Here is a 23,741-nt window from a genome sequence, read left to right on the forward strand (position 1 = left end):
CACCGAGCGGCTCTACGAGGTCCACCGCCCCAAACCCGGGGCGGGCGGTTCCCGGGTCACGGTAGACAAACGATCAACAGATTGTGGAGGACATGCCGAAGAAAGAAGGCGTGATCGAGATCGAGGGCACCGTCGTGGAGGCCCTTCCCAACGCGATGTTCCGCGTGGAGCTCAGCAACGGCCACAAGGTTCTCGCCCACATCAGCGGCAAGATGCGACAGCACTACATCCGGATCCTCCCCGAGGACCGCGTGGTGGTCGAGCTCTCGCCGTACGACCTCACCCGAGGTCGGATCGTCTACCGCTACAAGTGAGCGAGCTCGCGAGCTCACCGTTCGATACGACAGCCAGCCGAGTAGCGAAGGAACAGACCTGATGAAGGTCAAGCCCAGCGTCAAGCCCATCTGTGACAAGTGCAAGGTGATCCGTCGCCACGGCCGCGTCATGGTGATCTGCGAGAACCCGCGCCACAAGCAGCGCCAGGGTTGAGCAGCAGCAACAACTGAAGAACACCACAACGTGATCGCTTAGCCACGTCGTACGACGGGGCGAACCACCTCCGGAGCAGCAGGCCGGAGCCCACCTCACGAGGCCGGGGATGCGACACGACCGAAACCGCTGCGAACGAACCAGAAGGACAAGCCACATGGCACGCCTCGTTGGTGTGGACCTCCCGCGCGACAAGCGCATCGAGGTCGCACTCACCTACATCTACGGCATCGGCCGTACCCGCGCCCAGCAGCTCCTGGCCGCCACCGGGGTCAACCCCGACCTGCGCGTCCACCAGCTGGGTGACGAGGAGCTGGTCAAGCTCCGCGATGAGATCGAAGCCAACTTCAAGATCGAGGGTGACCTCCGTCGCGAGGTCCAGGCCGACATCCGTCGCAAGATCGAGATCGGCAGCTACCAGGGTCGCCGTCACCGCCAGGGCCTCCCGGTCCGCGGTCAGCGCACCAAGACCAACGCCCGCACCCGCAAGGGTCCGAAGCGCACGGTTGCCGGCAAGAAGAAGGCGAAGTGATCCAGCGCTGACGCGCTGATCCTCGTCACACTCAGAGCTTTCAGACCAGATACCTCAGGAGTTACTGCATGCCTCCCAAGAGCCGCACCGCGGCTGGCGCCAAGAAGGTGCGCCGCAAGGAGAAGAAGAACGTCGCCGTGGGCGAGGCCCACATCAAGAGCACGTTCAACAACACGATCGTCACGATCACCGACCCGACCGGTGCGGTGATCTCGTGGGCCTCGGCCGGCACCGTCGGCTTCAAGGGCTCCCGCAAGTCCACCCCGTTCGCTGCGCAGATGGCCGCGGAGGCCGCCGGCCGCCGGGCGATGGAGCACGGCATGAAGAAGATCGACGTCTTCGTGAAGGGCCCGGGCTCGGGCCGCGAGACCGCGATCCGCTCCCTGGGTGCCATCGGCCTCGAGGTCGGCACCATCCAGGACGTCACGCCCACGCCGCACAACGGCTGCCGCCCGCCCAAGCGTCGCCGCGTCTGACCCAGCGACCGAGAACAGGAGACTTGTAGAAAATGGCCCGTTACACCGGTCCCATGACCCGGAAGTCGCGCCGTCTCGGCGTCGACCTCGTCGGCGGTGACGCTGCGTTCGAGAAGCGTCCCTACCCGCCCGGCCAGCACGGCCGTGCGCGCATCAAGGAGAGCGAGTACCGCTCGCAGCTGCAGGAGAAGCAGAAGGCCCGCTTCACCTACGGCGTGATGGAGCGTCAGTTCCACAACTACTACGTCGAGGCCTCGCGTCGCTCCGGCAAGACCGGCGACAACCTGCTCCAGCTCCTGGAGTGCCGCCTCGACAACGTGGTCTACCGTGCCGGCTTCGCCCGCACCCGCCGCCACGCCCGCCAGCTGGTCGTCCACGGCCACTTCAAGGTCAACGGCAAGAAGGTCGACATCCCGTCGTTCCAGGTGTCGGCCCACGACGTCATCGACGTCCGCGAGAAGTCGCTCGAGACGACCCCGTTCATCGTCGCCCGTGAGACCCACGGCGAGCGCGTCGTCCCCGCCTGGCTCGAGGCCATCCCGTCGCGGATGCGCGTCCTCGTCCACCAGGTCCCGGTCCGGGCCCAGATCGACATCCCGGTCCAGGAGCAGCTCATCGTCGAGTACTACTCGAAGAAGTGACACCGGCGGGTGTCCCGCCTCCGGGCGGGGCACCCACCACCCACCTTCCGTCACCCAGCACATTCGGGCCCGTCAAATAGCGGGTGGGCCCGGAAAGGAAAGAACAAGTGCTCATCGCACAGCGCCCCACCCTGTCGGAAGAGACCGTCGACGAGTTCCGGTCGCGGTTCGTCATCGAGCCGCTGGAGCCCGGCTTCGGCTACACGCTCGGCAACTCGCTGCGTCGTACGCTGCTCAGCTCGATCCCCGGTGCCTCGATCACGAGCATCAAGGTCGACAGCGTCCTCCACGAGTTCTCGACCATCGAGGGGGTCAAGGAGGACGTCACCGAGGTCATCCTCAACCTCAAGGGCCTGGTCGTCTCCTCGGAGCACGACGAGCCGGTCACCATGTACCTCCGCAAGTCGGGCGCCGGTGACGTCACCGCCGCCGACATCGCGCCGCCGGCCGGTGTCGAGGTGCACAACCCGGACCTGAAGATCGCCACCCTGTCCGACAAGGGCAAGCTGGAGATGGAGCTGGTCGTCGAGCGCGGCCGCGGCTACGTCTCGTCGGTCCTCAACAAGGGCGCCGACAACGAGATCGGCCGGATCCCGGTCGACTCGATCTACAGCCCGGTCCTCAAGGTGACCTACAAGGTCGAGGCCACCCGTGTCGAGCAGCGCACCGACTTCGACAAGCTCGTCATCGACGTCGAGACCAAGCCGTCGATCCGTCCCCGCGACGCGATCGCCTCGGCCGGCAAGACGCTGGTCGAGCTCTTCGGCCTGGCCCGCGAGCTGAACGTCGAGGCCGAGGGCATCGACATCGGCCCGTCGCCCGTCGACGAGCAGCTGGCTGCGGACCTCGCCCTCCCGGTCGAGGACCTGCAGCTCACCGTCCGCTCCTACAACTGCCTCAAGCGCGAGGGCATCCACACCGTGGGTGAGCTCATCAGCCGCTCGGAGCAGGACCTCCTCGACATCCGCAACTTCGGCGCGAAGTCGATCGACGAGGTCAAGGCCAAGCTGGTCGAGATGGGCCTGTCCCTCAAGGACAGCGCGCCCGGCTTCGACCCGCACGCCGCCCTCGCGGCGTACGGCGACGACGACGACGACGCCTTCGTCGAGGACGAGCAGTACTGAGTTGGATTGCTCGGGATCCGCAATCGGGCTTCGCCCGATGCCGCTTCGCGGCGGCGGACCCGAGCCGCGGTTGACGTAGCTTCGGGTGGAGGTCCGTCGGCGTCTGGCGGACCGAAACCTGGGGTGGAGGTCCGTCGGCGTCTGGCGGACCGAAACCTGGGTTGCGGTCACCTCAGCAGCACCACACCTGAAAATCGATCCGGCAGCCTGCCGGTCGTCTACCCCGGTACCTCGTACGGCCGGAGAGAAAAGAGAGACACATGCCCAAGCCCACCAAGGGTGCCCGCCTCGGCGGCAGCCCGGCCCACCAGCGCCTGATCCTCTCGAACCTGGCCACCCAGCTGTTCGAGCACGGTCGGATCACCACCACCGAGGCCAAGGCGCGCACGCTGCGCCCGGTCGCGGAGAAGCTGATCACCAAGGCGAAGAAGGGCGACCTGCACAACCGTCGCGAGGTCCTCAAGACCATCCGCGACAAGTCGGTCGTGCACGAGCTGTTCACCGAGATCGCGCCGCGCTTCGCGGAGCGTCCGGGCGGCTACACCCGCATCACCAAGGTCGGCCCCCGCAAGGGTGACAACGCGCCGATGGCGGTCATCGAGCTCGTGACCGAGCCCTACAGCCCGAAGCCCGCCGCCTCGAAGGCCACGAAGGCCGCCGCCCCGGCGCCGGCCCCGGTCGAGGAGGCTCCGGCCGAGGAGACCGTCGCCGAGGAGGCTCCGGTCGAGGAGACCGCCACCGAGGAGACGGTCGCCGAGGAGACCGCGGTCGAGGAGACCGAGGCCCCCGAGGCTGCCGCCGAGGAGAGCACCGAGGAGGACGAGAAGGCCTGAGCCTGATCGCCTCGCGCACCGACCCGTCAGAGCACGCTCTGGCGGGTCGGTGTCATTTCAGCTCGCGGAGGACGCGCTCGGAGGCGGGCGTCGCAACGCCGTGCAGCCGGCCGAGCAGCACGATCTCGCCGACCCGGTAGTCGATCTCGGTGGGCAGCCCGCGGGTGATGCTCTGGGCGAGCGAGTTGCCACGGAAGTCGGCGATGTCGACGCGGGGGCGCAGCACGTCGCCGCGGCGGACGTCGTCCTGCTCGGCCGTGACGACCGGGATGCCGGCGGCGGCCAGCGCGGCCTCGCCCTCGGCGAGCACCGCCGCCGCGAGCTGGTCGGCCTCCGGGCCGGTGGGCAGCAGCGTGGACACGTCGCCGACGGCGTTGACTAGGAGCTTGCGGTGCTTCCACGCCATGATGTCGGGCCGCGCGACGGACTCGAAGCCGGCGGTGCGCAGGTCGGCCGCGACCCGGTCGGCGACGTCGTCGGAGCCGCTCGGGAAGCGCCCGACGTCGAGGATGCCCGGGGTCGGCCAGCACTTCTGCACGACCACACCCGGCTCGAGGTGCAGCGCGGGGAGCATGACGCAGACGGCGTACGTGCGGGCGAAGCGGCGCAGCACCGCGGCCTCGTTGGCGACGCCGTTCTGGGCGACCACGACGACGGCGCCGGGCGGGGCGTGGGCGACGAGGTCGTCGAGTGCCGCGTCGGTCTGGTGGGACTTCACGGTCAGCAGCACGACGGTGTCGTCGGTCCACGCGACGTCCGCGGCGCCGGCGGCGGCCGGGACGGCGACCGCACGGCGGCCGTCGTCGGTGTCGAGGACGAGACCGTCGGCGCGGACCCGGTCGAGGTGCGCGCCGCGCGCGACCAACGTGGTCGGCAGGCCGACGAGGTGCAGGTGGGCGCCGATGACGCCGCCGACGGCACCGGCGCCGTAGACGACGTACCTCACCGGGGCCACGACTCCTCGACGAGCCGGAGCGCCTCGGGGAGGGTGAGGTCCAGCCGGTGCGCGGTCGCGACGAACGCGGCCGCCGCGTCGCGGGCGCCGGAGCTCGCGCCGGACACGCGGGTGCCGCGCCGCCCCTCGGTGACGACCACGCCGGCCTCCTCGAGCGCCCGGTAGGCCTTCGCGACGGTGTTGGGGGCCAGGCCCAGGTCGGCCGCGAGCGCGCGGACGGTGGGCAGCCGGGTGCCCGTCGGCAGGTCGCCGGACGCCGCCCGTGCGGCCACCTGCGCCCGCAGCTGCTCGTACGGCGGGATGTCCGAGGTCGCGTCGAGGGGGAACACCTCCATGCTCCGCATGGTAGAGACATGCCCATGGATCCTGACGTGCTCGTGGTGGGCGAGGCGCTCGTCGACATCGTCCACGCCGCCGACGGCACGACCGTCGAGCATCCCGGCGGGAGCGCCGCGAACGTCGCCGTGGCGCTGAGCCGGCTGGGCCGGCCGGTGCGCTTCGCGACGGCGTGGGCGGACGACGAGCGCGGAGCCGTCCTCGCCGCCCACCTCGCTCGCGCCGGCGTCACGCTGGCCGGCGACCCGCACGTGCTGACCCGCACCGCGACGGCGGCCGCGACGCTCGGTGCGGACGGAGGCGCGTCGTACGTGTTCGACCTGGAGTGGCGCCTAGGTGGGGTGGAGGTCGGCGAGCCCGCGTTCGTGCACCTCTGCTCGCTCGGTGCGGTGCTGGAGCCCGGCGCCGACCAGGTGCTCGAGCTGGTGGCCGGGCTGCGGGGGAGCGCGACGGTCACCTACGACGTCAACGCCCGCCCGGCGATCACCGGCACCGGCCCGGAGGTGGTGGCCCTCGTCGAGCGGGCGGCCGCGGTGGCCGACCTGGTCAAGGCCTCCGACGAGGACCTCGAGGCGCTCTACCCGCACCTCGACCTGGCCGCCGCGGCCGCGCACCTACGCACCCTGGGGCCGGCCGCCGTCGTGGTCACCCGTGGCGGCGCGGGCGCGACGTGGTTCGGGGCGGGCGCGCCGGTCGAGGTCGCGTCGCGACCGGTCACGGTCGCCGACACCATCGGCGCCGGCGACACCTTCGGTGCGGCCGTCGTCGACGCGCTCTGGGACCGCGGACCGATCGCCGCCCTGGGCGCGGACGACATCGCGCAGGTCCTCACCCATGCCGCCCGGGCCGCGGCGGTCACCGTGTCGCGGCCGGGCGCGGACCCGCCGTACCGCTCGGAGCTCTCCTAGCCGACGGGCGCCGGGTCGGGTGCCGGCGCGAGGAAGTCGTGCACCAGCGGCACCACCGAGGCGCCCTCGCCGCTGGCCGACGCGACCCGCTTCATCGACCCGGCGCGCACGTCGCCGGCCGCGAAGATGCCGGGCACCGTCGTCGCGAGGTTCTCCGGCGGCAGCCCGTCGGCCCAGAGGTGCTTGGGCACGTCACGGCCGGTGAGCACGTAGCCGCGCTCGTCCCGAGCGATCTCCCGCGGGATCCAGTCGCAGTGCGGCTCGGCGCCCAGCAGCAGGAAGAGGCCGTAGGCGTCGACCCGGTCCTGGGTGCCGTCGTCGACGTCCTCGAGCGTCAGCCACTCCAGCCGACCGTCGCCGCCGCCGTCGACGACCCGGCAGCAGGTGCGGACGTGGATGCGCGAGTTGTACTCGATCTCGCCGATCAGGTACGACGACATCGTCTCGGCCAGGTCGGGCCGGCGGACCAGGATGGTGACCGATCGGGCGAACCGCGCCAGGTGCACGGCCGCCTGGCCGGCGGAGTTGCCGCCACCGACGACGTAGACGTCCTGGCCCTCCATCTCGCGGGCGGCGGTCATGGCGGCGCCGTAGTAGACGCCGTTGCCGACCAGCTCCTCGATCGGATCGACCCGCAGCTTGCGGTAGGCGATGCCGCTGGAGATCACGACCGACCGCGCCCGCACCTCGCCGCTGTCGGTGCACAGCACGTGCGGGTCGCCGTCGAACCCGGGGCGCAGCTCGTCGACGACCTGACCGGTGTAGAACTGCGCCCCGAAGCGCAGCGCCTGGTTGCGGGCGCGCTGGGCGAGGCGCATGCCGGAGATGCCGCGCGGGAAGCCGAGGTAGTTGCGGATCATCGAGCTGGTGCCGGCCTGGCCGCCGATCGCCTCGGCCTCGAGGATGACCGTCGCGAGGCCCTCCGACGCCGCGTACACGGCGGCCGCGAGGCCGGCGGGACCGCCGCCGACCACGGCGACGTCCACGACGTGCTCGAGGTCGATCTCGGTGGGCGCGCCGTAGATCGCGAGGGCGACGTCGCGGACGCTGGTGGCGTGCATGACGTCGCCGTGGCCGCGGCACACGAGGGGGTAGACCGGCTCGCCGTCCCACAGGTCGAGGACGTAGCGGCCGCCGTCCGAGTCGGGCTCGTAGACCCGGCTCGGCATGCCCATCCGGTCGAGGAAGTCGCGGATCTGGAGGGTCAGGCCGTCGCGCACCGGCGTCACGATCTTGACCGCGACCACCTCCGGGTCGGCCACCGTCGAGCCCCAGTCGGAGAGCAGGTCGGTGATGGCGTTGTGGAACTCCTCGTCGCGGGTGCCGCGCGGCATCAGCAGGAAGGCGTCGTACTTGCCCTTGGCCATGCCGGCCCGCAGCGCGGGCGCGTCGGTGAGGAAGCGGTCCCAGTGGGCGGCGATGAGGCGGCGCGCGGTCGGGACCTTCTCCCGGAGCTTGTGGAAGCAGTGCAGGACGTCGGCGTCGGGCAGCACCGACTCGGCGGAGAACATCGCGACGGTGCCGCCCTCGGCGACGATGTCGTGGGTGACCTGCAGCGCCTCGTGGCAGCTGCGGGCGAGCCGGACGTCGTACTCCTCGACGTAGCGGGCGAAGCCGGCACGCATCTCGTCGGGGTGGTCCGGGGCGATGAGGACGATGGCGGGGGAGGCGCTCACATGACCAGCCTAGGAAGGGTGGCAATAGCATTGCCTGTCGTGCGCATCCGGCTCGACCTGTCCTACGACGGCACCGACTTCCACGGCTGGGCCGGGCAGCCCGGGCTGCGGACGGTGCAGGGCGAGCTGACCTCCGCGCTGGCGACCGTGCTGCGGGTGCCGTCGGTCGGCGTCGTGTGCGCCGGGCGCACCGACGCGGGCGTGCACGCCCGCGGCCAGGTCGTGCACATGGACGTGGCGGACCCGGGTCCGGTCGACCAGCTCGTCCGCCGGCTGAACGGCGTCCTCGCGCCCGACGTGCGGGTACGCCGCGGGGTGGAGGCGCCCCCGCACTTCGACGCGCGCTTCGGCGCGCTGTGGCGCCGCTACGCCTACCGGATCGCCGACACTCCCGCGGCGGTCGACCCCCTCGTCCGCTCCCACGTGCTGACGCGGCCGCGACCGCTCGACGAGCGGGCCATGAACGCTGCGGCGCTGCTGCTGGTCGGGCGCCACGACTTCGCGGCGTTCTGCAAGCAGCGCGAGGGGGCGACGACGATCCGCACCCTGGAGCAGCTGTCCTGGGCTCGCGACGACCGCGGCGTGCTGGTGGGGACGGTCGTCGCCGACGCGTTCTGCCACAGCATGGTGCGGGCGCTGGTCGGCTGCCTGGTCACGATCGGCGAGGGACGGCGGCCGGCCGACTGGGCCGACGAGATCCTGCGGGCCGCCGTACGCGACCCGGCCGTACCGGTCGTCCATGCGCACGGGCTGACCCTCGAGGAGGTCGCCTACCCGCCCGACGACGAGCTCGAGGCGCGGCTGACGCAGACGATGGCGCGCCGCAGCGCCGACGAGGTGAGCACGTGAGCGACGAGCACTACTTCAGCGCCGACCCGGCGGTGCCCTTCGAGCGCGAGACCTTCACCTGCGAGGTCTGGGACCGGTCGCTCACGCTCGTCAGCGGGTCGGGCGTCTTCAGTCGCGGCCACCTCGACCACGCGACCGCGCTGCTCTTCCGCGAGACCGAGCCGCCGGTGCAGGGCCGCTTCCTCGACCTCGGGTGCGGCTACGGCGTCATCGGCCTGGCGATCACCGCCGCGGTGCCGCTCGCCACGGTCACCGCGGTCGACGTCAACGACCGCGCGATCGCGCTCGCCAACGAGAACGCCCGCGCGATGGGCGTCGAGGGCCGCTTCGTCGCGTGCCGGCCCGAGCAGGTGCCGACCGGTGACGTGTACGACGAGATCTGGTCCAACCCGCCGATCCGGATCGGCAAGGCCGCCCTCCACGAGCTGCTGCTCACCTGGCTGCCGCGCCTGGCACCCGGCGGCCGCGCGGTGATGGTGGTCGGCAAGAACCTCGGCGCCGACTCGCTCCAGCGCTGGCTCGGCGAGCAGGGGTGGCCGACGTCCCGGCTCGCGAGTGCGAAGGGCTTCCGGGTGCTGGAGGTGCGGCGGGAGGACTGAGGTTTCTGGGGTTGATGGGACTGGTGGGAATGCGGCATTCACCGGTTCACCGGTGAATGCCGCACTTCTCAGGGGTCGCAACGCCTGAGAAGTGACGGAGTCCCCTGAGAAGTGGCGTCAGGCCCTAGGGCGGTGTCCTGTTCAGGGCGTGACCGGGAGGGCCAGGAGCGCGGCGGCCGCGGGGTCCTCCGCCGTACGGCGCTTCCAGACCATGAGCAGCACCTCGGCCGCCGGGGCCGCGAGCTCGACCTCCGGGGTGGCGTCGCCGAGGACGACCGGGTCGATCGCCAGGTCCGTCGCGACCAGGCGAAGGGTGCCGGGGAGCGGCTCGGTGCGGCCGAGGCGGACCTGGCGCGGGTAGAACTCCGTCGCGACCTCGCGGACACCGTCCCAGGCGAGGCCGGGGTCGAGGATCCACTCGTCGACGCGGCCGGCGGCGTCGAGCAGGTCGCGGGTGTGCATGGTCGTCTCGTGGACCTGGCGGCGCAGCCACCAGCCAGCGGTCTGCTCGGTACCGAACGTCCAGGCGGACGCGGTCGGGTCGCCCGCGAGGGCATCGCGCAGGGCGCCCGCGTGGCCGGCGTACCAGCTCGCGAGGGCGGCCGCGTCGGCGCCGAGGGACGGGGACTCCGCCTGCCCGTCCGGGGTGCCCGCGACGATCGCGTGCCGCGCCCACTGGTGCACGCCGCCGACGTGGTCGACGAGGTCGGCGACGGTCCAGCCCGGGCAGGACGCCACCGGCGCCGTGGGATCGGCCTCGGCGGTGAGGCGCGCGAAGCGGTCGGTGGCCGTGGCGAGCAGGGCGGTCCAGTCGTGGGTCACGGGCCGATTCTCCCGGATCCGAGCCGCGGAAGTCGGTTGACCGGAGCAGCGTGAGACCGGTCAATGGTGGCGTGGTCGCGCTCCGGGTCGTCGTGCTGGTCGAGGGCCACAGCGACCGTGTCGCCGTGCAGACGCTGGCCCGCCGGCTCGGCCGCGACCTGGCTGCGGAGGGCGCCGAGATCGTGCCGATGGACGGCGTGACCAACATCCGCGCCTTCGCCGCCCGCTACGGCCCGCCGGGCCTCGACCTGCCGATGCGGGGTCTCTACGACGCCCCGCAGGAGGGCTACGTACGGCGCGGCCTGGCCGCCGCCGGGCTGGACGTGGCCCTGGAGCCGGACGGGCTGACGGCGCTCGGGTTCTTCGGCTGCTCCGCGGACCTCGAGGACGAGCTGATGCGCGCCCTGGGGACGGACGCCGTCGAGGAGGTCATCGAGGCGGCCGGCGAGGGCCGGTCGCGTCGGCTGCTGGCGGGCATGCCGGCCCAGCGGGACTGGACCCGTGAGGAGGTGTTGCGGCGCTTCGTCGGGTCGCAGTCGGGCCGCAAGGCGCGGTACGCCGAGCTCCTCGTCGACGCCCTGCCGGTCGCCGACGTCCCGCTGCCGCTGCTCTCGGTGCTCGCGCGGGTCTGAGGCGGGTCCGGGCGCGTCAGCCGAGCGACGCGCTCGCCGCCCGCAGGTCGTCGAGCGCCGCGAGGGCGTACGGCGCGAGGTCGCCCGCGGTCTCGCTGTCGGCCTCGGACCACGCGGAGTAACCGCGCTTGAAGGCCAGTACCCCCAGCTCGGCCGCCAGGTGCGCGGTCGCCTCGGGGACGCCGCGCGCCGCGAGGGCCTCGGTCATCGCGACCGCGAGCCCGACCTGCTTGAGCGCGTCACGCTCCTGGAGCTCGGCGTTGGCCGCGACCGCTGCCTTCATCCGCGGTCCGAGCTCGCGGTTCATCGGGCCCATCTCCTCCGAGGCCCGGGCGAGCCCGGCGGCGACCGCCTGGAGGGGCGTCGCGTCGTCGGGCGCCGCGGCGATGCCGTCGGCCAGCAGCCGGCTCAGCGTCTCCTGGCCGGCGACCAGCAGCTCGCGCTTGTCGGAGAAGTGCCGGAAGAAGGTGCTCTTGGTGACCCCGGCGCGCTCGGCGATCTGGGCGACCGTGGTGGCGTCGTACCCCTGCTCGGTGAAGAGGTCGACCGCGGCGAGGACGAGGCGCTCGCGCGCGCCGGGTTCCCATCGAGCCATGGCTCCATCCTAGTGATGGGACACGTGTCCCGTCACGGGTGTACGGTGATGAGACAAAGGTCCCATCACTTCCAGGAGAACCCATGCACGTCTTCGTCACCGGCGGCACCGGTCTGATCGGCACCGCCGTCGTCGCCGAGCTGCTCGCCCACGACCACACCGTCTCGGTGCTCGCCCGCTCGGAGTCGTCCGCCGCCGCGATCCGCGCGGCCGGCGCCGAGCCGGTCCCCGGCGACCTCGCCGACCTGGCCGCGCTGCGCGCGGCGGCGTCGCGGGCCGGCGGCGTCATCCACCTGGCCTTCGCCAACGACTTCAGCTCGCCCGAGGCGCTGGCGGCGGCCGTCGCCGAGGAGTCCGCCGCGCTGGCCGCGCTGGGCGAGGAGCTGGTCGGCAGCGACCGCCCGCTCGTCACGGTCTCGGGCACGCCGTGGATCGCGGGCCGGGTCGCGACCGAGGAGGACCCGCTGCCGCTGGACGGACCGGTCGGCGGCCGCGGCCGCTCGGTCATGGCGGCACTCGGCCTCGCTCAGCGCGGGGTCCGCAGCTCCGCGATTCGGCTGCCCCGCACGGTCCACCGGGACGGCGCCGGCGGCTTCGCCGGTCTCCTGACGACCATCGCGCGCCAGTCGGGCGTCTCCGGGTACGCCGGCGACGGCACCCAGCGCTGGCCGGCCGTGCACGCGCTGGACGCGGCCGTCCTCTTCCGGCTCGCGCTCGAGGGCGCGGCCGCCGGCAGCGCCTGGCACGCGGTCGCCGACGAGGGCGACGCGGTGCGGGACATCGCCGCCGTCATCGGCCGCCGGCTCGGCCTGCCGGTCGAGTCCGTGCCGCCGGAGACCTACGGGCCGCTCGGCCCGATCTTCGCGGCCGACCAGCCGGCGTCGGGCGCCCACACGCAAGCAGCCCTGGGCTGGACGCCGATCCACCCGTCCCTGCTCGAGGACCTGGAGCTGATCGAGTCCTGAAACCCGTCACGAGTGCCGCAGCCGGGCCGCCTGCCTCGTGAGGTGGTCCCGCTCGGCGGCACTGGTCGCGACGGCGGCCGCGTCCGCGTAGAGCTCGGCCGCGCGGCCGGCCTCGCCGGCGCGCTCGTGGAGCCACGCCTCGACGGCGGTACGCCGTGGGACCTCCGGCGGGACGGCGTCGAGGGCACGGAGGGCGACGTACGGGCCGTCGACCTCGCCGAGCGCGACCACCCGGTTGAGCGCGACGACGGGGGAGTCGGTGCGGGCGACGAGCTCGTCGTACCACTCGAGGATCTGCGGCCAGTCGGTCTCCTCGGCCGTCTGTGCGTCGCAGTGGAGGGCGGCGATCGCGGCCTGGGCCTGGTACTCACCGAGCCGGTCGCGGCGCAGCGCGGCCTGGAGGATCTCGACGCCCTCGGCGACGGCGTCGGTGTCCCAGCGGGTGCGGTCCTGCTCGGCGAGCGGCACCAGCTCGCCGGACGCCGACCAACGTGCGGCGCGACGGGCGTGGTGGAGCAGCATCAGCGCGAGCAGTCCGGCGACCTCCGGCTCGTCGCTTGCCCGGTCGAGCATCCGGGTCAGCCGGATCGCCTCGGCGGCCAGGTCCACGTCGCCGGAGTAGCCCTCGTTGAAGACCAGGTAGAGCACGGTCAGCACCCGGTACAGGTCGCCCGGGGCGCCGACACCCTGCTCCGCGACCGTACGCTTCGCACGGCTGATCCGCTGCGCCATCGTGGCCTCGGGGACCAGGTAGGCCTCGGCGATCTGCCGGGTGGTGAGGCCGCCGACGGCGCGCAGCGTCAGCGCCACGGCAGACGCGGGCGTCAGCGCGGGGTGGCAGCAGAGGAAGAGGAGCAGGAGCGTGTCGTCCTGGTCCTCGGACGGTCCCGGCGCGGGCTCGTCGTGCACCCGTTCCTCCCGTGCCCGCCGCGCGCTCGCGGAGCGGCCGGCGTCGACGACCTTGCGCCAGGCGACCGTCACCAGCCACGCCTTGGGGTCGTCCGGGGCCGCGTCCGGCCAGCGGCGTACCGCCTCGACGAGCGCCTCCTGCACGGCGTCCTCGGCCGCCGCGAAGTCGGCCCCGCGGCGGACGAGGATGCCGAGGACCTGGGGCGTCAGGTCCCGGACGAGCTGCTCCATCACCGTCACTCGGTGATCGTCGGGGGCTCCTCCATGAAGGGCCGCACCTCGATCCACTCGCGGATCGGCACGCCGCCCGGGCCGGGGGCTGAGGAGAGGTACGCCGCGGCCTCGTGGGCGCGCTCGACCGAGTCGACGTCGATGACCATCCAGCCGGCGATCAGGTCCTTGGTCTCCGCGAACGGTCCGTCGGTCACCGGCGGCCGGCCCTCGCCGTCGAACCGCACGAACGTCCCCTCGGGGGACAGCCCCTGCGCGTCGACGAACTCACCGCGCTCCCGGAGGTCGTCGGCGACCTTGCCCATGAAGGCGATGTGGTCCGACACCTCCTGCGGGGTCCACTGGTCCATCGGGGCGCAGTCGATCGGCTTCGCGCCGCGGTAGTGCTTGAGCAGCAGGTACTTCGCCATCGTGATCTCTCCTCGGGTTCCGTGCCGCCATTGTGGTGGCACATCCCTGGGACGGAGTCGTCCGACGGTCCTCGACATCCGGGCGCGGGCGATCCAGCATTTTCTCGAGGAGGTGGTCGCCATGACCGATCCGAGGTTCCGGCAGCTGCCCGAGCCGGTGCGGCTCGAGGACACCGTCGTGAGCGTCGACCCCGAGCCCCCGCTGGATCCCGAGGGTGGCCGCGACACCGACACGGAGTTCGTCCTCCGCTACAACTGAGCGACCCGGGCCGCCGCGGTCACACGAAGGCGTTGACGCCGGTCTCGGCCCGGCCGATGAGCAGCTTCTGGATCTGGCTGGTGCCTTCGTAGAGGGTCATCACGCGCGCGTCGCGGAGGTACTTCTGGGCGGGGTACTCGTCAACGTAGCCGGCGCCGCCGTAGACCTGGATGGCGTTGTTGGCGGCCCGGACGGCGGCCTCGGACGCGAACAGCTTGGCCTTGGAGGCGGCGGTGCCGAAGGGCTCGCCGCGGTCGATCAGGTCGGCACAGCGCCAGACCAGGAGGCGGGCCGCGTCGGCGTCGACGGACATGTCGGAGATCAGCTCCTGGACGAGCTGGAAGCCCGCGAGCGGCTTGCCGAACTGCCGGCGCGACGTCGCGTAGGAGACCGACTCCTCCAGGCAGCCCTGGACGATGCCGACGCAGCCGGCGGCGACCGAGACGCGGCCCTTGTCGAGCGTGGTCATCGCGATCTTGAAGCCCTGGCCCTCGTCGCCGAGGCGCGCCGAGGCGGGCACCCGGACGTCCGAGAGGAAGAGCTCCGCGGTCGCCTGGCCCCGCAGGCCGAGCTTGCCCTTCACCTCGCGGGCCTCGAAGCCGGGGGTGTCGGTGGGGACCAGGAACGCCGTGACGCCGCGCGGGCCGTCGTCGCTGGTCCGGGCGAAGACGAGCGCGACCTTGGCCCAGGTGCCGTTGGTGATGAAGAGCTTCTGGCCGTTGAGGACGTAGTCGTCGCCGTCGCGGCGCGCTCGCGAGGTCAGGTTGCCCGCGTCGGAGCCGGTGTCGGGCTCCGTCAACCCGAAGCACCCGAGCACCGACCCGCTGGCGATCTGCGGGAGCCACTCCTGCTTCTGCTCCTCGGTGCCGAAGCCCAGCACCGACTTGCCGAAGAGGCCGTTGGAGACCGACACGATCCCGCGCAGCGCGGAGTCGGCGCGGCCGAGCTCCTCCATCCCGAGCACGTAGGTCAGGTAGTCGCCGCCCAGCCCGCCGTACTCCTCGGGGATGGTGAGGCCGAAGAAGCCGATCTCGGCCATCTTCGGCACGATCTCGAGGTCGACCTGCTCGTCGCGGTCCCACTGGGTGCGGTGCGGCACCGCCTCGCGGTCCAGGAAGTCGCGGGCCAGGTCGCGGAACGCCTGCTGCTCGTCGTTGAGGGTCAGGTCCATGGCTCAGACCCTAGGACCCGGCAGGTCCACGAGTGCGGCGAGTACGGCGCGGTGCGCCTCGGGCGACCCGAGCAGCAGCTCGTCGGACTTGGCCCTCTTGAGGTGCAGGTGCGCCGGGTGCTCCCAGGTCATGCCGAGGCCACCGTGCAGCTGCACGGCCTCCTCGGTCGCGTGCACCGCGGTCTCCCCGCAGAAGGACGCCGCGACCGCCACCGCGAGCGGGGCGTCGGGGTCGTCGGCGGCGATCGTGGCGGCGGCGTAGCGGGCGGCCGCGTCGGCCTGCTCGACCTGGGCGTAGAGGTCGGCGAGCCGGTGCTTGAGCGCCTGGTAGCCGCCGACGACCCGGCCGAACTGCCGCCGCTCCTTGAGGTAGGCCACCGTCGCCTCGAGCGCCCAGCGCGCGACGCCGACCTGCTCGGCGGCGAGCAGCCCGGCGCCGACCATCAGCCCGCGGTCGATGGCGGCCGAGGCGTCGGAGGAGAGCAGCACCCGCTCGGCGCCGTCGAGGTCGACGTCGGCGAGCGGGCGGGTCATGTCGAGCGACGGGACGACCGTCGCGGTCGCGCCGCGGACGGCGTAGAGGGCGTCGCCCTCGGGCACCAGCAGCACGTCGGCGGGTGCGCCCACGATCGTCGTCGCCGCCGGGCCGTGCCGGAGCGCGGTCGGGCGTACGGCGACCGCGGCGGTCAGCTCGCCGGCGGCGAGGCCGGGCAGCACGGTCTCGTCGCCGAGGGCGACCAGCACGGTCGTCGCCACGACCGACGAAGTGAGGTAGGACGAGGGCGCGGCCGCCCGGCCGAGCTCCTCGAGCACCGCGGCGGCCTCGACCGCTGTCGCCCCGGCGCCGCCCAGGTCCTCGGGCACGAGCAGGCCGGGCAGGCCGAGCTCGACGAAGGCCGACCAGAGGGGCGCGGTGACGTCGTCGGTGCCGTCGTAGAGGCCGTTGACCCGCTCGGCGGGGGCGTGCTTGTCGATCGCCTTGCGCACCGAGGCGCGCAGGTCGGTCTCGACGTCGTCGGCGAGCAGCCGGACGTCGGCAGGAGCGGTGGCGGTCATCGAGGCAGGTCCTTCCAGGCCACGTCCTTGTCGACGCGGTGCTCGGTGGGCAGGCCGAGGATCCGCTCGGCGACGACGTTGCGGAGGATCTCCGAGGTGCCGCCCTCGATCGAGTTGCCCTTGGCGCGCAGGTAGCGGTAGCCCGCGTCCCGGCCGGTGAAGTCGACGTGGGTCGGGCGGCGCATCTCCCAGCTCTCGTAGCGCAGCCCGTCGTCGGCGAGCACGTCGAGCTCGAGGCTCGAGAGCTCCTGGTTGATCCGGGCGAAGGAGAGCTTCATCGCCGAGCCCTCGGGGCCGGGTACGCCGGCGGCGAGCTTCTGCCGCAGCCGGTTGGCGGTGATCCGGGCGACCTCGGTGTCGACCCAGCCGCGCAGCAGTCGCTCGTGGGTCTCCGGGGTGCGGAGCCCGGGTCGCGAGCGCCAGGTCTCGGCGACCTTGCCGATCATCCCGAACTCGCGTGGGAAGGCGCCGCCACCGATCGCGACCCGCTCGCTGGAGAGCGTCGCGTTGGCGACCTTCCAGCCCTCGCCGACCTCGCCGAGACGGTCGGCGTCGGGGATCCGGACGTCGGTCAGGAAGACCTCGTTGAACTCCGCCTCGCCGGTGATCTGGCGCAGCGGCCGGACGTCGACGCCGGGGTCGTGCATGTCGACCACGAAGTAGGAGAGGCCGGCGTGCTTCGGCTGATCGGGGTCGGTGCGGGCGACCAGGATGGCGCGGTCGGCGATGTGGGCCGAGGAGGTCCACACCTTCTGGCCGTTGACGATCCAGGTGTCGCCGTCGAGCACCGCGCGGGTGGCGAGGCCTGCGAGGTCGGAGCCGGCGCCCGGCTCGGAGAAGAGCTGGCACCAGACCTCCTCGCCGCACCAGAGCGGCCGCAGGTAGCGCTGCTTCTGCTCGTCGGTGCCGAAGGCGAGGATCGTGGGCGCGGCCATGCCGAGGCCGATGCCGTTGCGGCGCGGGTCGTTGTCCGGCGCACCGGCGCGGTAGAGCGCCTTCTCGACGACCGGCTGCATCGAGCGCGGCAGCCCGAGACCGCCCAGGCCCTCGGGGAAGTGCACCCACGCCAGGCCGGCGTCGAAGCGCGCGTGCAGGAAGTCGAGCCGGTCCGTGGTCTCGGGCGGGTACGCCGCGAGCAGCTCCTCGACCCGCCGCGCCAGCGCCTTCTCGTCCAGGTCAGGCATCGGTGGTGTGCCTCGCGATCTCGTTCTTGGCCAGGGAGTTCTTGTGCACCTCGTCCGGCCCGTCGGCGAAGCGGAGCGTGCGGATCGCGGCGTACAGGTTGGCGAGCGGGAAGTCCTGCGAGAGCCCGCCCGCGCCGTGGGTCTGGATCGCCTTGTCGAGGATCCACTGCACGGTCTGCGGGGTCGCGATCTTGATCGCCTGGATCTCCGTGTGGGCGCCGCGGTTGCCGACGGTGTCCATCAGCCAGGCGGTCTTGAGCACCAGCAGCCGCAGCTGCTCGATGCGCACGCGGGACTCGGCGATCCAGTCACGGACCACGCCCTGGTTGGCGATCGGGCGGCCGAAGGCGACCCGCTCGGACGCGCGCTTGCACATCAGCTCGATGGCCAGCTCGGCCACGCCGATCGCGCGCATGCAGTGGTGGATGCGCCCCGGGCCCAGACGGGCCTGGGCGATCGCGAAGCCGTGGCCCTCCTCGCCGATCAGGTTGGTGGCGGGTACGCGGACGTCGGTGAAGCGCAGCTCGGCGTGGCCGCCGTGCTCGTGGTCGTCGTACCCGAAGACCTCCATGCCCCGGACGATCTCCAGGCCGGGGGTGTCGCGCGGGACCAGGATCATCGACTGCTGGCGGTGCCGCGACGCCGACGGGTCGGTCTTGCCCATCACGATGAGGATCTCCGCGTGCGGGTTCATCGCGCCGGTGATCCACCACTTGCGGCCGTTGAGCACGTAGGAGTCGCCGTCGCGCTCGATCCGGGTGGCGATGTTCGTCGCGTCGGAGGAGGCGACGTCCGGCTCGGTCATCGCGAACGCCGAGCGGATCTCCGCGCGCAGCAACGGCTGCAGCCAGCGCTCCTGCTGCTCCGGAGTACCGAAGAGCGAGAGCACCTCCATGTTGCCGGTGTCGGGCGCCGCACAGTTGAGCGCGGCCGGCGCGAGGTGGCCGCTGCGGCCGGTGATCTCGGCGAGCGGGGCGTACTGGAGGTTGGTGAGGCCGGGGGAGTCGGCGTGCTCCTGGGGGAGGAAGAGGTTCCAGAGGCCCTGGTCCCGGGCCTCGGCCTGGAGCTCCTTGAGGACCGGTGTCGCCGACCACGCCCAGCGATCGTCGAGCTCGCCGAGCTGGTCGTGGAAGGTGGCCTCGGACGGCAGGATCCGCTCGGCCATGAAGGTCTCGAGCTGCTCGATCAGCCCGGAGGTCTTGTCGTCGTGTGCGAAGTGCATGGTGTGTCTCAGTCCTTTCCGAGGGCGTCGAGCCCGGCGGCGATGAGGGGGTCGAAGCCGGCGCCGATCTGGTCGAAGCCCTCCCCGACGGTCTTGCCCTGCTGGAAGCGGAAGTTGATGCCCTCGAGGATCACCGCGAGCTTGAAGTAGGCCAGCCCGAGGTGGAAGCCCATGTCGCCGAGGTCGCGGCCGACCGCCGCGGCGTACCGGCTCAGGAGCTCGTCGGTGCCGGGGTAGCCGGGGGCGGTGCTGACGTCGGAGACCAGGCCGGCCGAGGGCAGCGAGGCGAGGGTGTCGTAGACGAGCATCAGCGCGACGTCGGTGCGGGTGTCACCGAGGGTCGCCATCTCCCAGTCGACGACGGCCTTGATCTGGTCGTCGGCGCCGGTGAGCACGTTGTCGAGCCGGTAGTCGCCGTGGACGATCCCGTCGTACCGACGTGCGTCGGCGTCGTCGCCGGCGGGCACGCGGGCGGTGAGCCGTCGGTGCAGCTCGTCGGCGTCGGGGTTCTCGCGGGTCTTCGATCCCTCCAGCTGCTGGCCCCAGCGCCGCACCTGGCGCTCGAGGAAGCCCTCGGCCCGCCCGAGCTCACCGAGGCCGACCGCCGCCGGGTCGACCTGGTGGAGGGTCGCGAGCACGTCGACCAGCCGGCCGCCGATGGCGGCGGTGCGCTCGGGGCCGAGCGCCGCGAGCTGCTTCGCGCGGCGGTAGGCCGTGCCCTCGACCCGCTCCATCACGTAGAAGGGCGCGCCCAGCACGTCGGGGTCGTCGCAGTGCGCGTACGTCGTCGGCACGGGCACATCGGTCGGGACCAGGGCGCTCATCGCGGTGTACTCGCGGCCCATGTCGTGCGCGGTCGCCTGCACGTGGCCGAGCGGCGGACGCCGGACGATCCACCAGCGCTCCCCGTCGGTCACCTCGTAGGTCAGGTTGGAGCGGCCGCCGGCGATCACCGACGCGCGCAGCTCGCCGCCGATCTCGCCGGGTCGCTCGGCGTCGTACCAGCGCCGGAAGACGGCGAGGTCGAGCCCCGGGGTCTCGGACTGCTCGGTCATGCCAGGCCTCCTGCCTCGTCGACCTTCTGCTGCAGCCGGCGCATGCCGCCGAGCCACCGGTCGGTGTCGGCCGCGCGCGCGGCGTAGTAACCGGCCACCTCGGGGTGGGGGAGGACCAGGAAGCGGCCCTCCTCGATCGCCGCGACCGCGGCGTCGGCGACCTCCTCGGGCTCGAGCGCGGAGTCGCGGGAGAGCAGCTCCTGCAGGGGTCCTGCGTCCTCGAGCATCTTCGTGCGCACGCCCTGCGGGCAGATCGCGTGGACGTCGATGCCGCGGGCGCCGTACGTCACCGACAGCCACTCGGCGAAGCCGACGGCGGCGTGCTTGGTGACGGAGTAGGGCGCGCTGCCGATCATCGTCAGCAGGCCGGCCGCCGACGCGGTGACGACGAACCGGCCGCCCTGCCCGTCCTCGAGCCAGCGCGGCACGATGGTCCGCGCCGCGCGGACGTGGGCCATCACGTTCACGTCGACGATGCGGTCCCAGACGTCGTCGGGGGTCTGCAGGCTGTCGACGCCGCCCGCGCCGTCGATGCCCGCGTTGGCGAAGAAGACGTCGATCCGGCCGAGTGTCTCCGTGGCCGCGTCGACGAGTGCCACGACCCCGTCGGCGGAGGCCGCGTCGCCCGGGTGCGCCGTACCGCCGATCTCGGCCGCGACAGCTGCCGCGTTGTCGGCGTCGAGGTCGTTGACGACCACGCGCGCCCCCTCCGCGGCGGCCTTCAGGGCGAGGGCGCGGCCGATGCCGCGGCCGGCGCCGGTGACGACGACGCCCTTGCCGCTGAGCTTGTCCTGGGGCGCGCCCATCAGTGGCTCGCCAGGTCCACGCCGCCGTCGATGACCAGCGTCTGTCCGGTCACCCACGAGGCGTCGTCGGAGAGCAGGTAGGCGACCGCGCCGGCGACGTCGGCGGGGACGCCGAGCCGCTTGAGCGGGTACGCCGCGGCGACCTCCTCCTCGCGGCCCTCGAAGAGCAGCGAGGCGAAGTCGGTCTTGACCACGGCCGGGGCGACCGCGTTGACCCGGATGGTCGGGCCGAGCTCGGCGGCCAGCGACTCCGTGAGGCTGATCAGCATCGCCTTGGACGCGCCGTACATCGCGATGCCGGGCGCCGACCGCACGCCGGAGAGCGAGGAGATGTTGACGACGGCCCCACCGTGCTCGCCCATCCAGGCCGCGTGGGCGGCCTGCAGCCAGGCGAGCGGGCCGAGCGCGTTGACCTCGACGGTCTTGCGGGCGGCGCCGAGGTCGGTGGCGATCAGCGGGCCGGCGACCGGGTTGATGCCGGCGTTGTTGACCAGGAGGTCGAGGCTGCCGAACGCCTCGACGGTCCGTCGTACGGCGTCGGCGCGGTGCTCGGGGTCGTCGGCCTTGCCGGCCACGGCGATCGCGTGCTCGGGCCCGCCGAGGGCGGCGACCGCCTCCTCGAGTGCCTCGGGCTTGCGCGCGGTCACGCAGACCTTGGCCCCCTCGTCGACGAGGCGCTGAGCGATGCCCAGGCCGATCCCGCGGCTGGCTCCGGTCACGAGCGCGACCTTGCCGGCGAGTCCCTTCACGCGTGCCTCCTGCGTTGCTGCTTGCTGACTGACTAAGCGCTTGCTTACCATGCTCCCGATGAGTGCGTCCACCCCTCAGGAGCCCGACGCCCGGACCAGGCTGGCCCGGGCGGCGATCGACGCGTTCGCGACCCGGGGCTTCCACGGCACCACCACCCGGGACATCTCGACCGCGGCCGGGATGAGCCCCGCGGCGCTCTACGTGCACCACCGCTCCAAGGAGGAGCTGCTCTTCGGGCTCGCCCACACCGGCCACGCCCGGGTGCTCGAGCTGGTCCGCGCGTCGGTCGCGCGGTCGGACGACCCGGTCACCCAGCTCGGCGACCTCGTCGAGGACTTCGTCCGCGACCACGCCGTCGCCCACACGGGCGCCCGGGTGATCAACTACGAGCTCGCCGCCCTCAGCGAGGAGCACCGCGCCGACATCCTCGCGATCCGGCACGACATCGACCTCGTCGTCCGCGACGTCGTCGACCGGGGCGTCGCGTCCGGTGCGTTCGCCACTCCGGACGCGCACATGACCTCGCTCGCCCTGCTCTCCCTCGGCATCGACGTCGCCCGCTGGTACCGCGACGACGGCCGCTGGACCCCCGACGAGGTCGCCGCCCACTACCGGCTGCTCGCTCTGCGGATGGTTGGGGCGTAGTCAGGCTCGGGACGTCACCGGTCGTCCCGGTTCTCTCCCCATCCGAACCGGCTTTCGGCCACGAAGTCGACCAGGTGCGAGCGCAGGTTCTCGCTCCACTCCTCGACGCTCATGCCTGCCACGCTCCCCTGGACAACCAGGTAGGTGAAGGTCTCACCCCGAGCGGTCAGGGAGAGCGCGACCGAGCCTTCGAGCTCGTCGGTGACGCTCAGCTCGAGCGCGGAGACCTCGCCGGCCCTGAACACGGCGCTGACGGCCGGCGCCACGACCTGGCTGGCGACGTCGACGATCTCCATCACGTGTCGCACGATAGACGACAGGCCCGCTACTGGCGTCGGTGGAAGGTGACGGCGCCGTTGGGGTGGTGGGTCATGTCGTAGCCGGTGTCGTGGGCCTTCATGTGGTGCCAGTGGCAGAGCCCGATGGCGTTGGCCAGGTCGGTGCGGCCACCCTTGGCCCAAGGGGTGGCGTGGTGGGCGTGGAGGCCGGTCGTCCGGTCGCAGCCCTCGGCCGCGCACTGACCCTGCTGCTTGATGGCGATGGCGATCCGCTGTGCCTGGGAGTGCAGCCGCTGCTCACGACCCAGGTCCAGGACCTCGGACTCGCCGCCGAGGACGACGGGCAGGACCCCTGCCTCGCAGGCCAGCTGCCGGGCGAGGGCGGGCGAGATGCGGTCGCTGGTGTCGAGGATGGTCCCGGCCTGCTCGAGCCGCCCCATCAGGGAGTCTTCGGTGATGGTGACGAGGAGGGTGGCGTTGAGGCCGCCGGTCTTGGGGAGCTTGTCCTTCGGGTAGCGCATGATCAGCTCGCTGAACGCCTGTCCCATCTCCTCGGTCCGGTCCCGGAGCCCTTCACCGCGTTCTGGTGCTTGGCAGCCATGGTCGCGAGGACCATCTTCTTGAGCGCCGCCCCTTCGAGGGTGGGCATCACGCCTTGGTAGTGGGTCTTCCCGTGCCCGTCGTCCCAGATCCGCAGGTAGGTCGCCCGCACCGCGGCTTGTTCTTGGCGTTCGAGGATCTCGGCCTCGCGGGCGTCGGCGCCGTCGGGGTCGATGACCTCCCACAACCGCCGCCCGAGCCGGTCCAAGGCCGTGGCGTCGTGGTCGGCGGCGAGGTCGAGGAGGTGCTGCTCGGCCGTGGTCTTCTGCTCGGTGCTGGTCTCGTCGGGGAGGGTGTCGACCCAGCGGAGGATCACGCGGGCCTGGTCGCGACCGATCACCCCGGCAGCCAAGGCGGCTCGGGTGAACGGGTGGGCGTGCAGGTCTTTGCCGAGCTTCACGATCGCGTGGGCTGCGGCGCGGGTGGTCCGGGTCTGGTTGGCCAGCCACACCGCGGTCGAGGACGCGCCGCGGTCCTGCCCGACGTGTTGGTCGTCGGCGTGCCGCGTGACCCGGGCTTCGAGCTCGGCGACCTGGGCCTTCAGTGACTGAAGCTCGACGAGTGCCTCGGCGGCTTCGGTGTCGGTCATCGACCATGCGGCGGCGTCGGCGACGGAGGTCAGATCAGCACTGGCGTGCGCGATCGCCACCGACACTCGGTGGGTGGGAGTCGCGTTCGTTGCCATACGTCCACTCAAGCACTGGCCGCCGACACTGAGAGGCTCAGATCCGTT

General features: G+C 72.4%; 31 protein-coding genes. 14 read left to right on the forward strand and 17 right to left on the reverse strand.

What is annotated here, in order from left to right; translation table 11 throughout:
- Positions 1 to 92: 92 nt before the first annotated feature.
- The 7 genes from infA to rplQ all read left to right on the forward strand — a co-directional run bounded on the left by infA (position 93) and on the right by rplQ (position 4,095).
- On the forward strand, positions 93 to 314 hold the full coding sequence (gene infA / locus K8U61_RS15850; protein WP_011757309.1) for a translation initiation factor IF-1: 222 nt from the start codon (positions 93 to 95) through the stop codon (positions 312 to 314).
- Between the two features lie 61 nt (positions 315 to 375).
- On the forward strand, positions 376 to 489 hold the full coding sequence (rpmJ, locus tag K8U61_RS15855; RefSeq protein WP_011757308.1) for a 50S ribosomal protein L36: 114 nt from the start codon (positions 376 to 378) through the stop codon (positions 487 to 489).
- 157 nt (positions 490 to 646) lie between these two features.
- On the forward strand, positions 647 to 1,021 hold the full coding sequence (rpsM, locus tag K8U61_RS15860; RefSeq protein ID WP_157341721.1) for a 30S ribosomal protein S13: 375 nt from the start codon (positions 647 to 649) through the stop codon (positions 1,019 to 1,021).
- 68 nt (positions 1,022 to 1,089) lie between these two features.
- Positions 1,090 to 1,497 carry a 30S ribosomal protein S11 gene (gene rpsK, locus K8U61_RS15865; protein ID WP_028644819.1) on the forward strand — a complete coding sequence of 136 codons (408 nt, stop codon included), beginning with the start codon at positions 1,090 to 1,092 and terminating at the stop codon, positions 1,495 to 1,497.
- Between the two features lie 32 nt (positions 1,498 to 1,529).
- Positions 1,530 to 2,138: a 30S ribosomal protein S4 gene (gene rpsD, locus K8U61_RS15870; RefSeq protein ID WP_224124013.1), complete on the forward strand. Its 609-nt coding sequence runs from the start codon at positions 1,530 to 1,532 to the stop codon at positions 2,136 to 2,138.
- Between the two features lie 107 nt (positions 2,139 to 2,245).
- Positions 2,246 to 3,262, forward strand: a complete 1,017-nt coding sequence (locus K8U61_RS15875; protein WP_224124014.1) for a DNA-directed RNA polymerase subunit alpha — start codon at positions 2,246 to 2,248, stop codon at positions 3,260 to 3,262.
- Positions 3,263 to 3,522: 260 nt separating this feature from the next.
- Positions 3,523 to 4,095 (forward strand): 50S ribosomal protein L17, encoded by a 573-nt coding sequence (gene rplQ / locus K8U61_RS15880; protein WP_224124015.1) that lies wholly within the window; start codon positions 3,523 to 3,525, stop codon positions 4,093 to 4,095.
- Between the two features lie 52 nt (positions 4,096 to 4,147).
- Here the strand turns inward: rplQ and K8U61_RS15885 are convergent, their stop codons facing one another.
- Both K8U61_RS15885 and K8U61_RS15890 read right to left on the reverse strand, forming a co-directional pair.
- The gene (locus K8U61_RS15885) at positions 4,148 to 5,041 is read right to left on the reverse strand and encodes a ketopantoate reductase family protein (protein ID WP_224124016.1); all 894 of its coding nucleotides are present in this window, start codon (positions 5,039 to 5,041) and stop codon (positions 4,148 to 4,150) included.
- The gene (locus K8U61_RS15890; protein WP_224124017.1) at positions 5,038 to 5,385 is read right to left on the reverse strand and encodes a GntR family transcriptional regulator; all 348 of its coding nucleotides are present in this window, start codon (positions 5,383 to 5,385) and stop codon (positions 5,038 to 5,040) included. The genes K8U61_RS15885 and K8U61_RS15890 overlap by 4 nt, the downstream gene beginning before the upstream one ends.
- Positions 5,386 to 5,403: 18 nt before the next feature.
- Here K8U61_RS15890 and K8U61_RS15895 point away from each other — a divergent pair, with 18 nt between their 5' ends.
- A complete protein-coding gene (locus K8U61_RS15895; protein WP_224124018.1) occupies positions 5,404 to 6,294 on the forward strand; it encodes a PfkB family carbohydrate kinase in 891 nt (296 codons plus the stop codon).
- On the opposite strand, the gene K8U61_RS15900 is transcribed toward K8U61_RS15895, so the two are convergent.
- Positions 6,291 to 7,970, reverse strand: coding sequence for an NAD(P)/FAD-dependent oxidoreductase (locus K8U61_RS15900; protein WP_224124019.1), 1,680 nt, complete (start codon positions 7,968 to 7,970; stop codon positions 6,291 to 6,293). The genes K8U61_RS15895 and K8U61_RS15900 overlap by 4 nt on opposite strands.
- Before the next feature lie 39 nt (positions 7,971 to 8,009).
- Here K8U61_RS15900 and truA point away from each other — a divergent pair, with 39 nt between their 5' ends.
- Both truA and K8U61_RS15910 read left to right on the forward strand, forming a co-directional pair.
- Positions 8,010 to 8,819 carry a tRNA pseudouridine(38-40) synthase TruA gene (gene truA, locus K8U61_RS15905; protein WP_224124020.1) on the forward strand — a complete coding sequence of 270 codons (810 nt, stop codon included), beginning with the start codon at positions 8,010 to 8,012 and terminating at the stop codon, positions 8,817 to 8,819.
- Positions 8,816 to 9,418: a class I SAM-dependent methyltransferase gene (locus K8U61_RS15910; protein WP_224124021.1), complete on the forward strand. Its 603-nt coding sequence runs from the start codon at positions 8,816 to 8,818 to the stop codon at positions 9,416 to 9,418. The genes truA and K8U61_RS15910 overlap by 4 nt, the downstream gene beginning before the upstream one ends.
- A gap of 141 nt (positions 9,419 to 9,559) precedes the next feature.
- Here the strand turns inward: K8U61_RS15910 and K8U61_RS15915 are convergent, their stop codons facing one another.
- Positions 9,560 to 10,240, reverse strand: a complete 681-nt coding sequence (locus K8U61_RS15915) for a maleylpyruvate isomerase family mycothiol-dependent enzyme (protein WP_224124022.1) — start codon at positions 10,238 to 10,240, stop codon at positions 9,560 to 9,562.
- Positions 10,241 to 10,311: 71 nt separating this feature from the next.
- Here K8U61_RS15915 and K8U61_RS15920 point away from each other — a divergent pair, with 71 nt between their 5' ends.
- Positions 10,312 to 10,872: a TOPRIM nucleotidyl transferase/hydrolase domain-containing protein gene (locus K8U61_RS15920; protein WP_224124023.1), complete on the forward strand. Its 561-nt coding sequence runs from the start codon at positions 10,312 to 10,314 to the stop codon at positions 10,870 to 10,872.
- Positions 10,873 to 10,888: 16 nt separating this feature from the next.
- Here the strand turns inward: K8U61_RS15920 and K8U61_RS15925 are convergent, their stop codons facing one another.
- The gene (locus tag K8U61_RS15925) at positions 10,889 to 11,467 is read right to left on the reverse strand and encodes a TetR/AcrR family transcriptional regulator (protein ID WP_224124024.1); all 579 of its coding nucleotides are present in this window, start codon (positions 11,465 to 11,467) and stop codon (positions 10,889 to 10,891) included.
- Between the two features lie 83 nt (positions 11,468 to 11,550).
- On the opposite strand from K8U61_RS15925, the gene K8U61_RS15930 reads away from it, so the two are divergent.
- Positions 11,551 to 12,432: an NAD-dependent epimerase/dehydratase family protein gene (locus K8U61_RS15930; RefSeq protein WP_224124025.1), complete on the forward strand. Its 882-nt coding sequence runs from the start codon at positions 11,551 to 11,553 to the stop codon at positions 12,430 to 12,432.
- A gap of 6 nt (positions 12,433 to 12,438) precedes the next feature.
- Here the strand turns inward: K8U61_RS15930 and K8U61_RS15935 are convergent, their stop codons facing one another.
- Both K8U61_RS15935 and K8U61_RS15940 read right to left on the reverse strand, forming a co-directional pair.
- Positions 12,439 to 13,572, reverse strand: coding sequence for an RNA polymerase sigma factor (locus K8U61_RS15935; protein ID WP_224124157.1), 1,134 nt, complete (start codon positions 13,570 to 13,572; stop codon positions 12,439 to 12,441).
- Positions 13,573 to 13,577: 5 nt separating this feature from the next.
- Positions 13,578 to 13,982, reverse strand: coding sequence for a YciI family protein (locus K8U61_RS15940; protein WP_224124026.1), 405 nt, complete (start codon positions 13,980 to 13,982; stop codon positions 13,578 to 13,580).
- 121 nt (positions 13,983 to 14,103) lie between these two features.
- Between K8U61_RS15940 and K8U61_RS15945 the strand changes: the two genes are divergently transcribed.
- Positions 14,104 to 14,241, forward strand: coding sequence for a hypothetical protein (locus K8U61_RS15945; protein WP_224124027.1), 138 nt, complete (start codon positions 14,104 to 14,106; stop codon positions 14,239 to 14,241).
- A 19-nt stretch (positions 14,242 to 14,260) separates the two neighbouring features.
- On the opposite strand, the gene K8U61_RS15950 is transcribed toward K8U61_RS15945, so the two are convergent.
- Genes K8U61_RS15950 through K8U61_RS15980 form a run of 7 tightly spaced genes read right to left on the reverse strand, consistent with a single transcriptional unit; the run spans position 14,261 to position 21,484 of the window.
- Complete coding sequence (locus K8U61_RS15950) at positions 14,261 to 15,412, reverse strand: acyl-CoA dehydrogenase family protein (RefSeq protein WP_224124028.1); 1,152 nt, start codon at positions 15,410 to 15,412, stop codon at positions 14,261 to 14,263.
- 3 nt (positions 15,413 to 15,415) lie between these two features.
- Entirely contained in the window at positions 15,416 to 16,468 is a 1,053-nt protein-coding gene (locus K8U61_RS15955) for an acyl-CoA dehydrogenase family protein (RefSeq protein WP_224124029.1), read from the reverse strand.
- A complete protein-coding gene (locus tag K8U61_RS15960; RefSeq protein WP_224124030.1) occupies positions 16,465 to 17,652 on the reverse strand; it encodes an acyl-CoA dehydrogenase family protein in 1,188 nt (395 codons plus the stop codon). Before K8U61_RS15960 ends, K8U61_RS15955 begins: the two co-directional genes overlap by 4 nt.
- Positions 17,645 to 18,874 carry an acyl-CoA dehydrogenase family protein gene (locus tag K8U61_RS15965; RefSeq protein ID WP_224124031.1) on the reverse strand — a complete coding sequence of 410 codons (1,230 nt, stop codon included), beginning with the start codon at positions 18,872 to 18,874 and terminating at the stop codon, positions 17,645 to 17,647. Before K8U61_RS15965 ends, K8U61_RS15960 begins: the two co-directional genes overlap by 8 nt.
- Positions 18,875 to 18,882: 8 nt before the next feature.
- Complete coding sequence (locus tag K8U61_RS15970) at positions 18,883 to 19,929, reverse strand: phosphotransferase family protein (protein ID WP_224124032.1); 1,047 nt, start codon at positions 19,927 to 19,929, stop codon at positions 18,883 to 18,885.
- Positions 19,926 to 20,735 carry an SDR family oxidoreductase gene (locus tag K8U61_RS15975; RefSeq protein WP_224124033.1) on the reverse strand — a complete coding sequence of 270 codons (810 nt, stop codon included), beginning with the start codon at positions 20,733 to 20,735 and terminating at the stop codon, positions 19,926 to 19,928. The genes K8U61_RS15970 and K8U61_RS15975 overlap by 4 nt, the downstream gene beginning before the upstream one ends.
- Complete coding sequence (locus tag K8U61_RS15980; RefSeq protein WP_224124034.1) at positions 20,735 to 21,484, reverse strand: SDR family oxidoreductase; 750 nt, start codon at positions 21,482 to 21,484, stop codon at positions 20,735 to 20,737. Before K8U61_RS15980 ends, K8U61_RS15975 begins: the two co-directional genes overlap by 1 nt.
- A 58-nt stretch (positions 21,485 to 21,542) precedes the next feature.
- Between K8U61_RS15980 and K8U61_RS15985 the strand changes: the two genes are divergently transcribed.
- Positions 21,543 to 22,130, forward strand: a complete 588-nt coding sequence (locus tag K8U61_RS15985) for a TetR/AcrR family transcriptional regulator (protein ID WP_224124035.1) — start codon at positions 21,543 to 21,545, stop codon at positions 22,128 to 22,130.
- A 14-nt stretch (positions 22,131 to 22,144) separates the two neighbouring features.
- On the opposite strand, the gene K8U61_RS15990 is transcribed toward K8U61_RS15985, so the two are convergent.
- From K8U61_RS15990 to K8U61_RS16000, 3 genes are read right to left on the reverse strand one after another with little or no spacing between them, the layout of a single operon-like run.
- Entirely contained in the window at positions 22,145 to 22,429 is a 285-nt protein-coding gene (locus K8U61_RS15990; RefSeq protein ID WP_224124036.1) for a hypothetical protein, read from the reverse strand.
- A 26-nt stretch (positions 22,430 to 22,455) separates the two neighbouring features.
- Complete coding sequence (locus K8U61_RS15995) at positions 22,456 to 22,956, reverse strand: HNH endonuclease signature motif containing protein (protein WP_224124037.1); 501 nt, start codon at positions 22,954 to 22,956, stop codon at positions 22,456 to 22,458.
- On the reverse strand, positions 22,932 to 23,657 hold the full coding sequence (locus K8U61_RS16000; protein WP_224124038.1) for a DUF222 domain-containing protein: 726 nt from the start codon (positions 23,655 to 23,657) through the stop codon (positions 22,932 to 22,934). The genes K8U61_RS15995 and K8U61_RS16000 overlap by 25 nt, the downstream gene beginning before the upstream one ends.
- Positions 23,658 to 23,741 lie beyond the last annotated feature (84 nt).

Source organism: Nocardioides mangrovi, assembly GCF_020073815.1.
Classification (GTDB): Bacteria; Actinomycetota; Actinomycetes; order Propionibacteriales; family Nocardioidaceae; genus Nocardioides; species Nocardioides mangrovi.

Excerpts from the sequence above, each read along its gene's own strand:
- infA (WP_011757309.1), top strand. The coding sequence starts at position 93 with ATGCCGAAGAAAGAAGGCGTGATCGAGATCGAGGGCACCGTCGTGGAG.
- rpmJ (WP_011757308.1), top strand. The coding sequence starts at position 376 with ATGAAGGTCAAGCCCAGCGTCAAGCCCATCTGTGACAAGTGCAAGGTG.
- rpsM (WP_157341721.1), top strand. The coding sequence starts at position 647 with ATGGCACGCCTCGTTGGTGTGGACCTCCCGCGCGACAAGCGCATCGAG.
- rpsK (WP_028644819.1), top strand. The coding sequence starts at position 1,090 with ATGCCTCCCAAGAGCCGCACCGCGGCTGGCGCCAAGAAGGTGCGCCGC.
- rpsD (WP_224124013.1), top strand. The coding sequence starts at position 1,530 with ATGGCCCGTTACACCGGTCCCATGACCCGGAAGTCGCGCCGTCTCGGC.
- rplQ (WP_224124015.1), top strand. The coding sequence starts at position 3,523 with ATGCCCAAGCCCACCAAGGGTGCCCGCCTCGGCGGCAGCCCGGCCCAC.
- K8U61_RS15890 (WP_224124017.1), bottom strand. The coding sequence starts at position 5,385 with ATGGAGGTGTTCCCCCTCGACGCGACCTCGGACATCCCGCCGTACGAG.
- K8U61_RS15895 (WP_224124018.1), top strand. The coding sequence starts at position 5,404 with ATGCCCATGGATCCTGACGTGCTCGTGGTGGGCGAGGCGCTCGTCGAC.
- K8U61_RS15925 (WP_224124024.1), bottom strand. The coding sequence starts at position 11,467 with ATGGCTCGATGGGAACCCGGCGCGCGCGAGCGCCTCGTCCTCGCCGCG.
- K8U61_RS15930 (WP_224124025.1), top strand. The coding sequence starts at position 11,551 with ATGCACGTCTTCGTCACCGGCGGCACCGGTCTGATCGGCACCGCCGTC.
- K8U61_RS15935 (WP_224124157.1), bottom strand. The coding sequence starts at position 13,572 with ATGGAGCAGCTCGTCCGGGACCTGACGCCCCAGGTCCTCGGCATCCTC.
- K8U61_RS15940 (WP_224124026.1), bottom strand. The coding sequence starts at position 13,982 with ATGGCGAAGTACCTGCTGCTCAAGCACTACCGCGGCGCGAAGCCGATC.
- K8U61_RS15945 (WP_224124027.1), top strand. The coding sequence starts at position 14,104 with ATGACCGATCCGAGGTTCCGGCAGCTGCCCGAGCCGGTGCGGCTCGAG.
- K8U61_RS15950 (WP_224124028.1), bottom strand. The coding sequence starts at position 15,412 with ATGGACCTGACCCTCAACGACGAGCAGCAGGCGTTCCGCGACCTGGCC.
- K8U61_RS15955 (WP_224124029.1), bottom strand. The coding sequence starts at position 16,468 with ATGACCGCCACCGCTCCTGCCGACGTCCGGCTGCTCGCCGACGACGTC.
- K8U61_RS15960 (WP_224124030.1), bottom strand. The coding sequence starts at position 17,652 with ATGCCTGACCTGGACGAGAAGGCGCTGGCGCGGCGGGTCGAGGAGCTG.
- K8U61_RS15965 (WP_224124031.1), bottom strand. The coding sequence starts at position 18,874 with ATGCACTTCGCACACGACGACAAGACCTCCGGGCTGATCGAGCAGCTC.
- K8U61_RS15970 (WP_224124032.1), bottom strand. The coding sequence starts at position 19,929 with ATGACCGAGCAGTCCGAGACCCCGGGGCTCGACCTCGCCGTCTTCCGG.
- K8U61_RS15975 (WP_224124033.1), bottom strand. The coding sequence starts at position 20,735 with ATGGGCGCGCCCCAGGACAAGCTCAGCGGCAAGGGCGTCGTCGTCACC.
- K8U61_RS15985 (WP_224124035.1), top strand. The coding sequence starts at position 21,543 with ATGAGTGCGTCCACCCCTCAGGAGCCCGACGCCCGGACCAGGCTGGCC.
- K8U61_RS15995 (WP_224124037.1), bottom strand. The coding sequence starts at position 22,956 with ATGGGACAGGCGTTCAGCGAGCTGATCATGCGCTACCCGAAGGACAAG.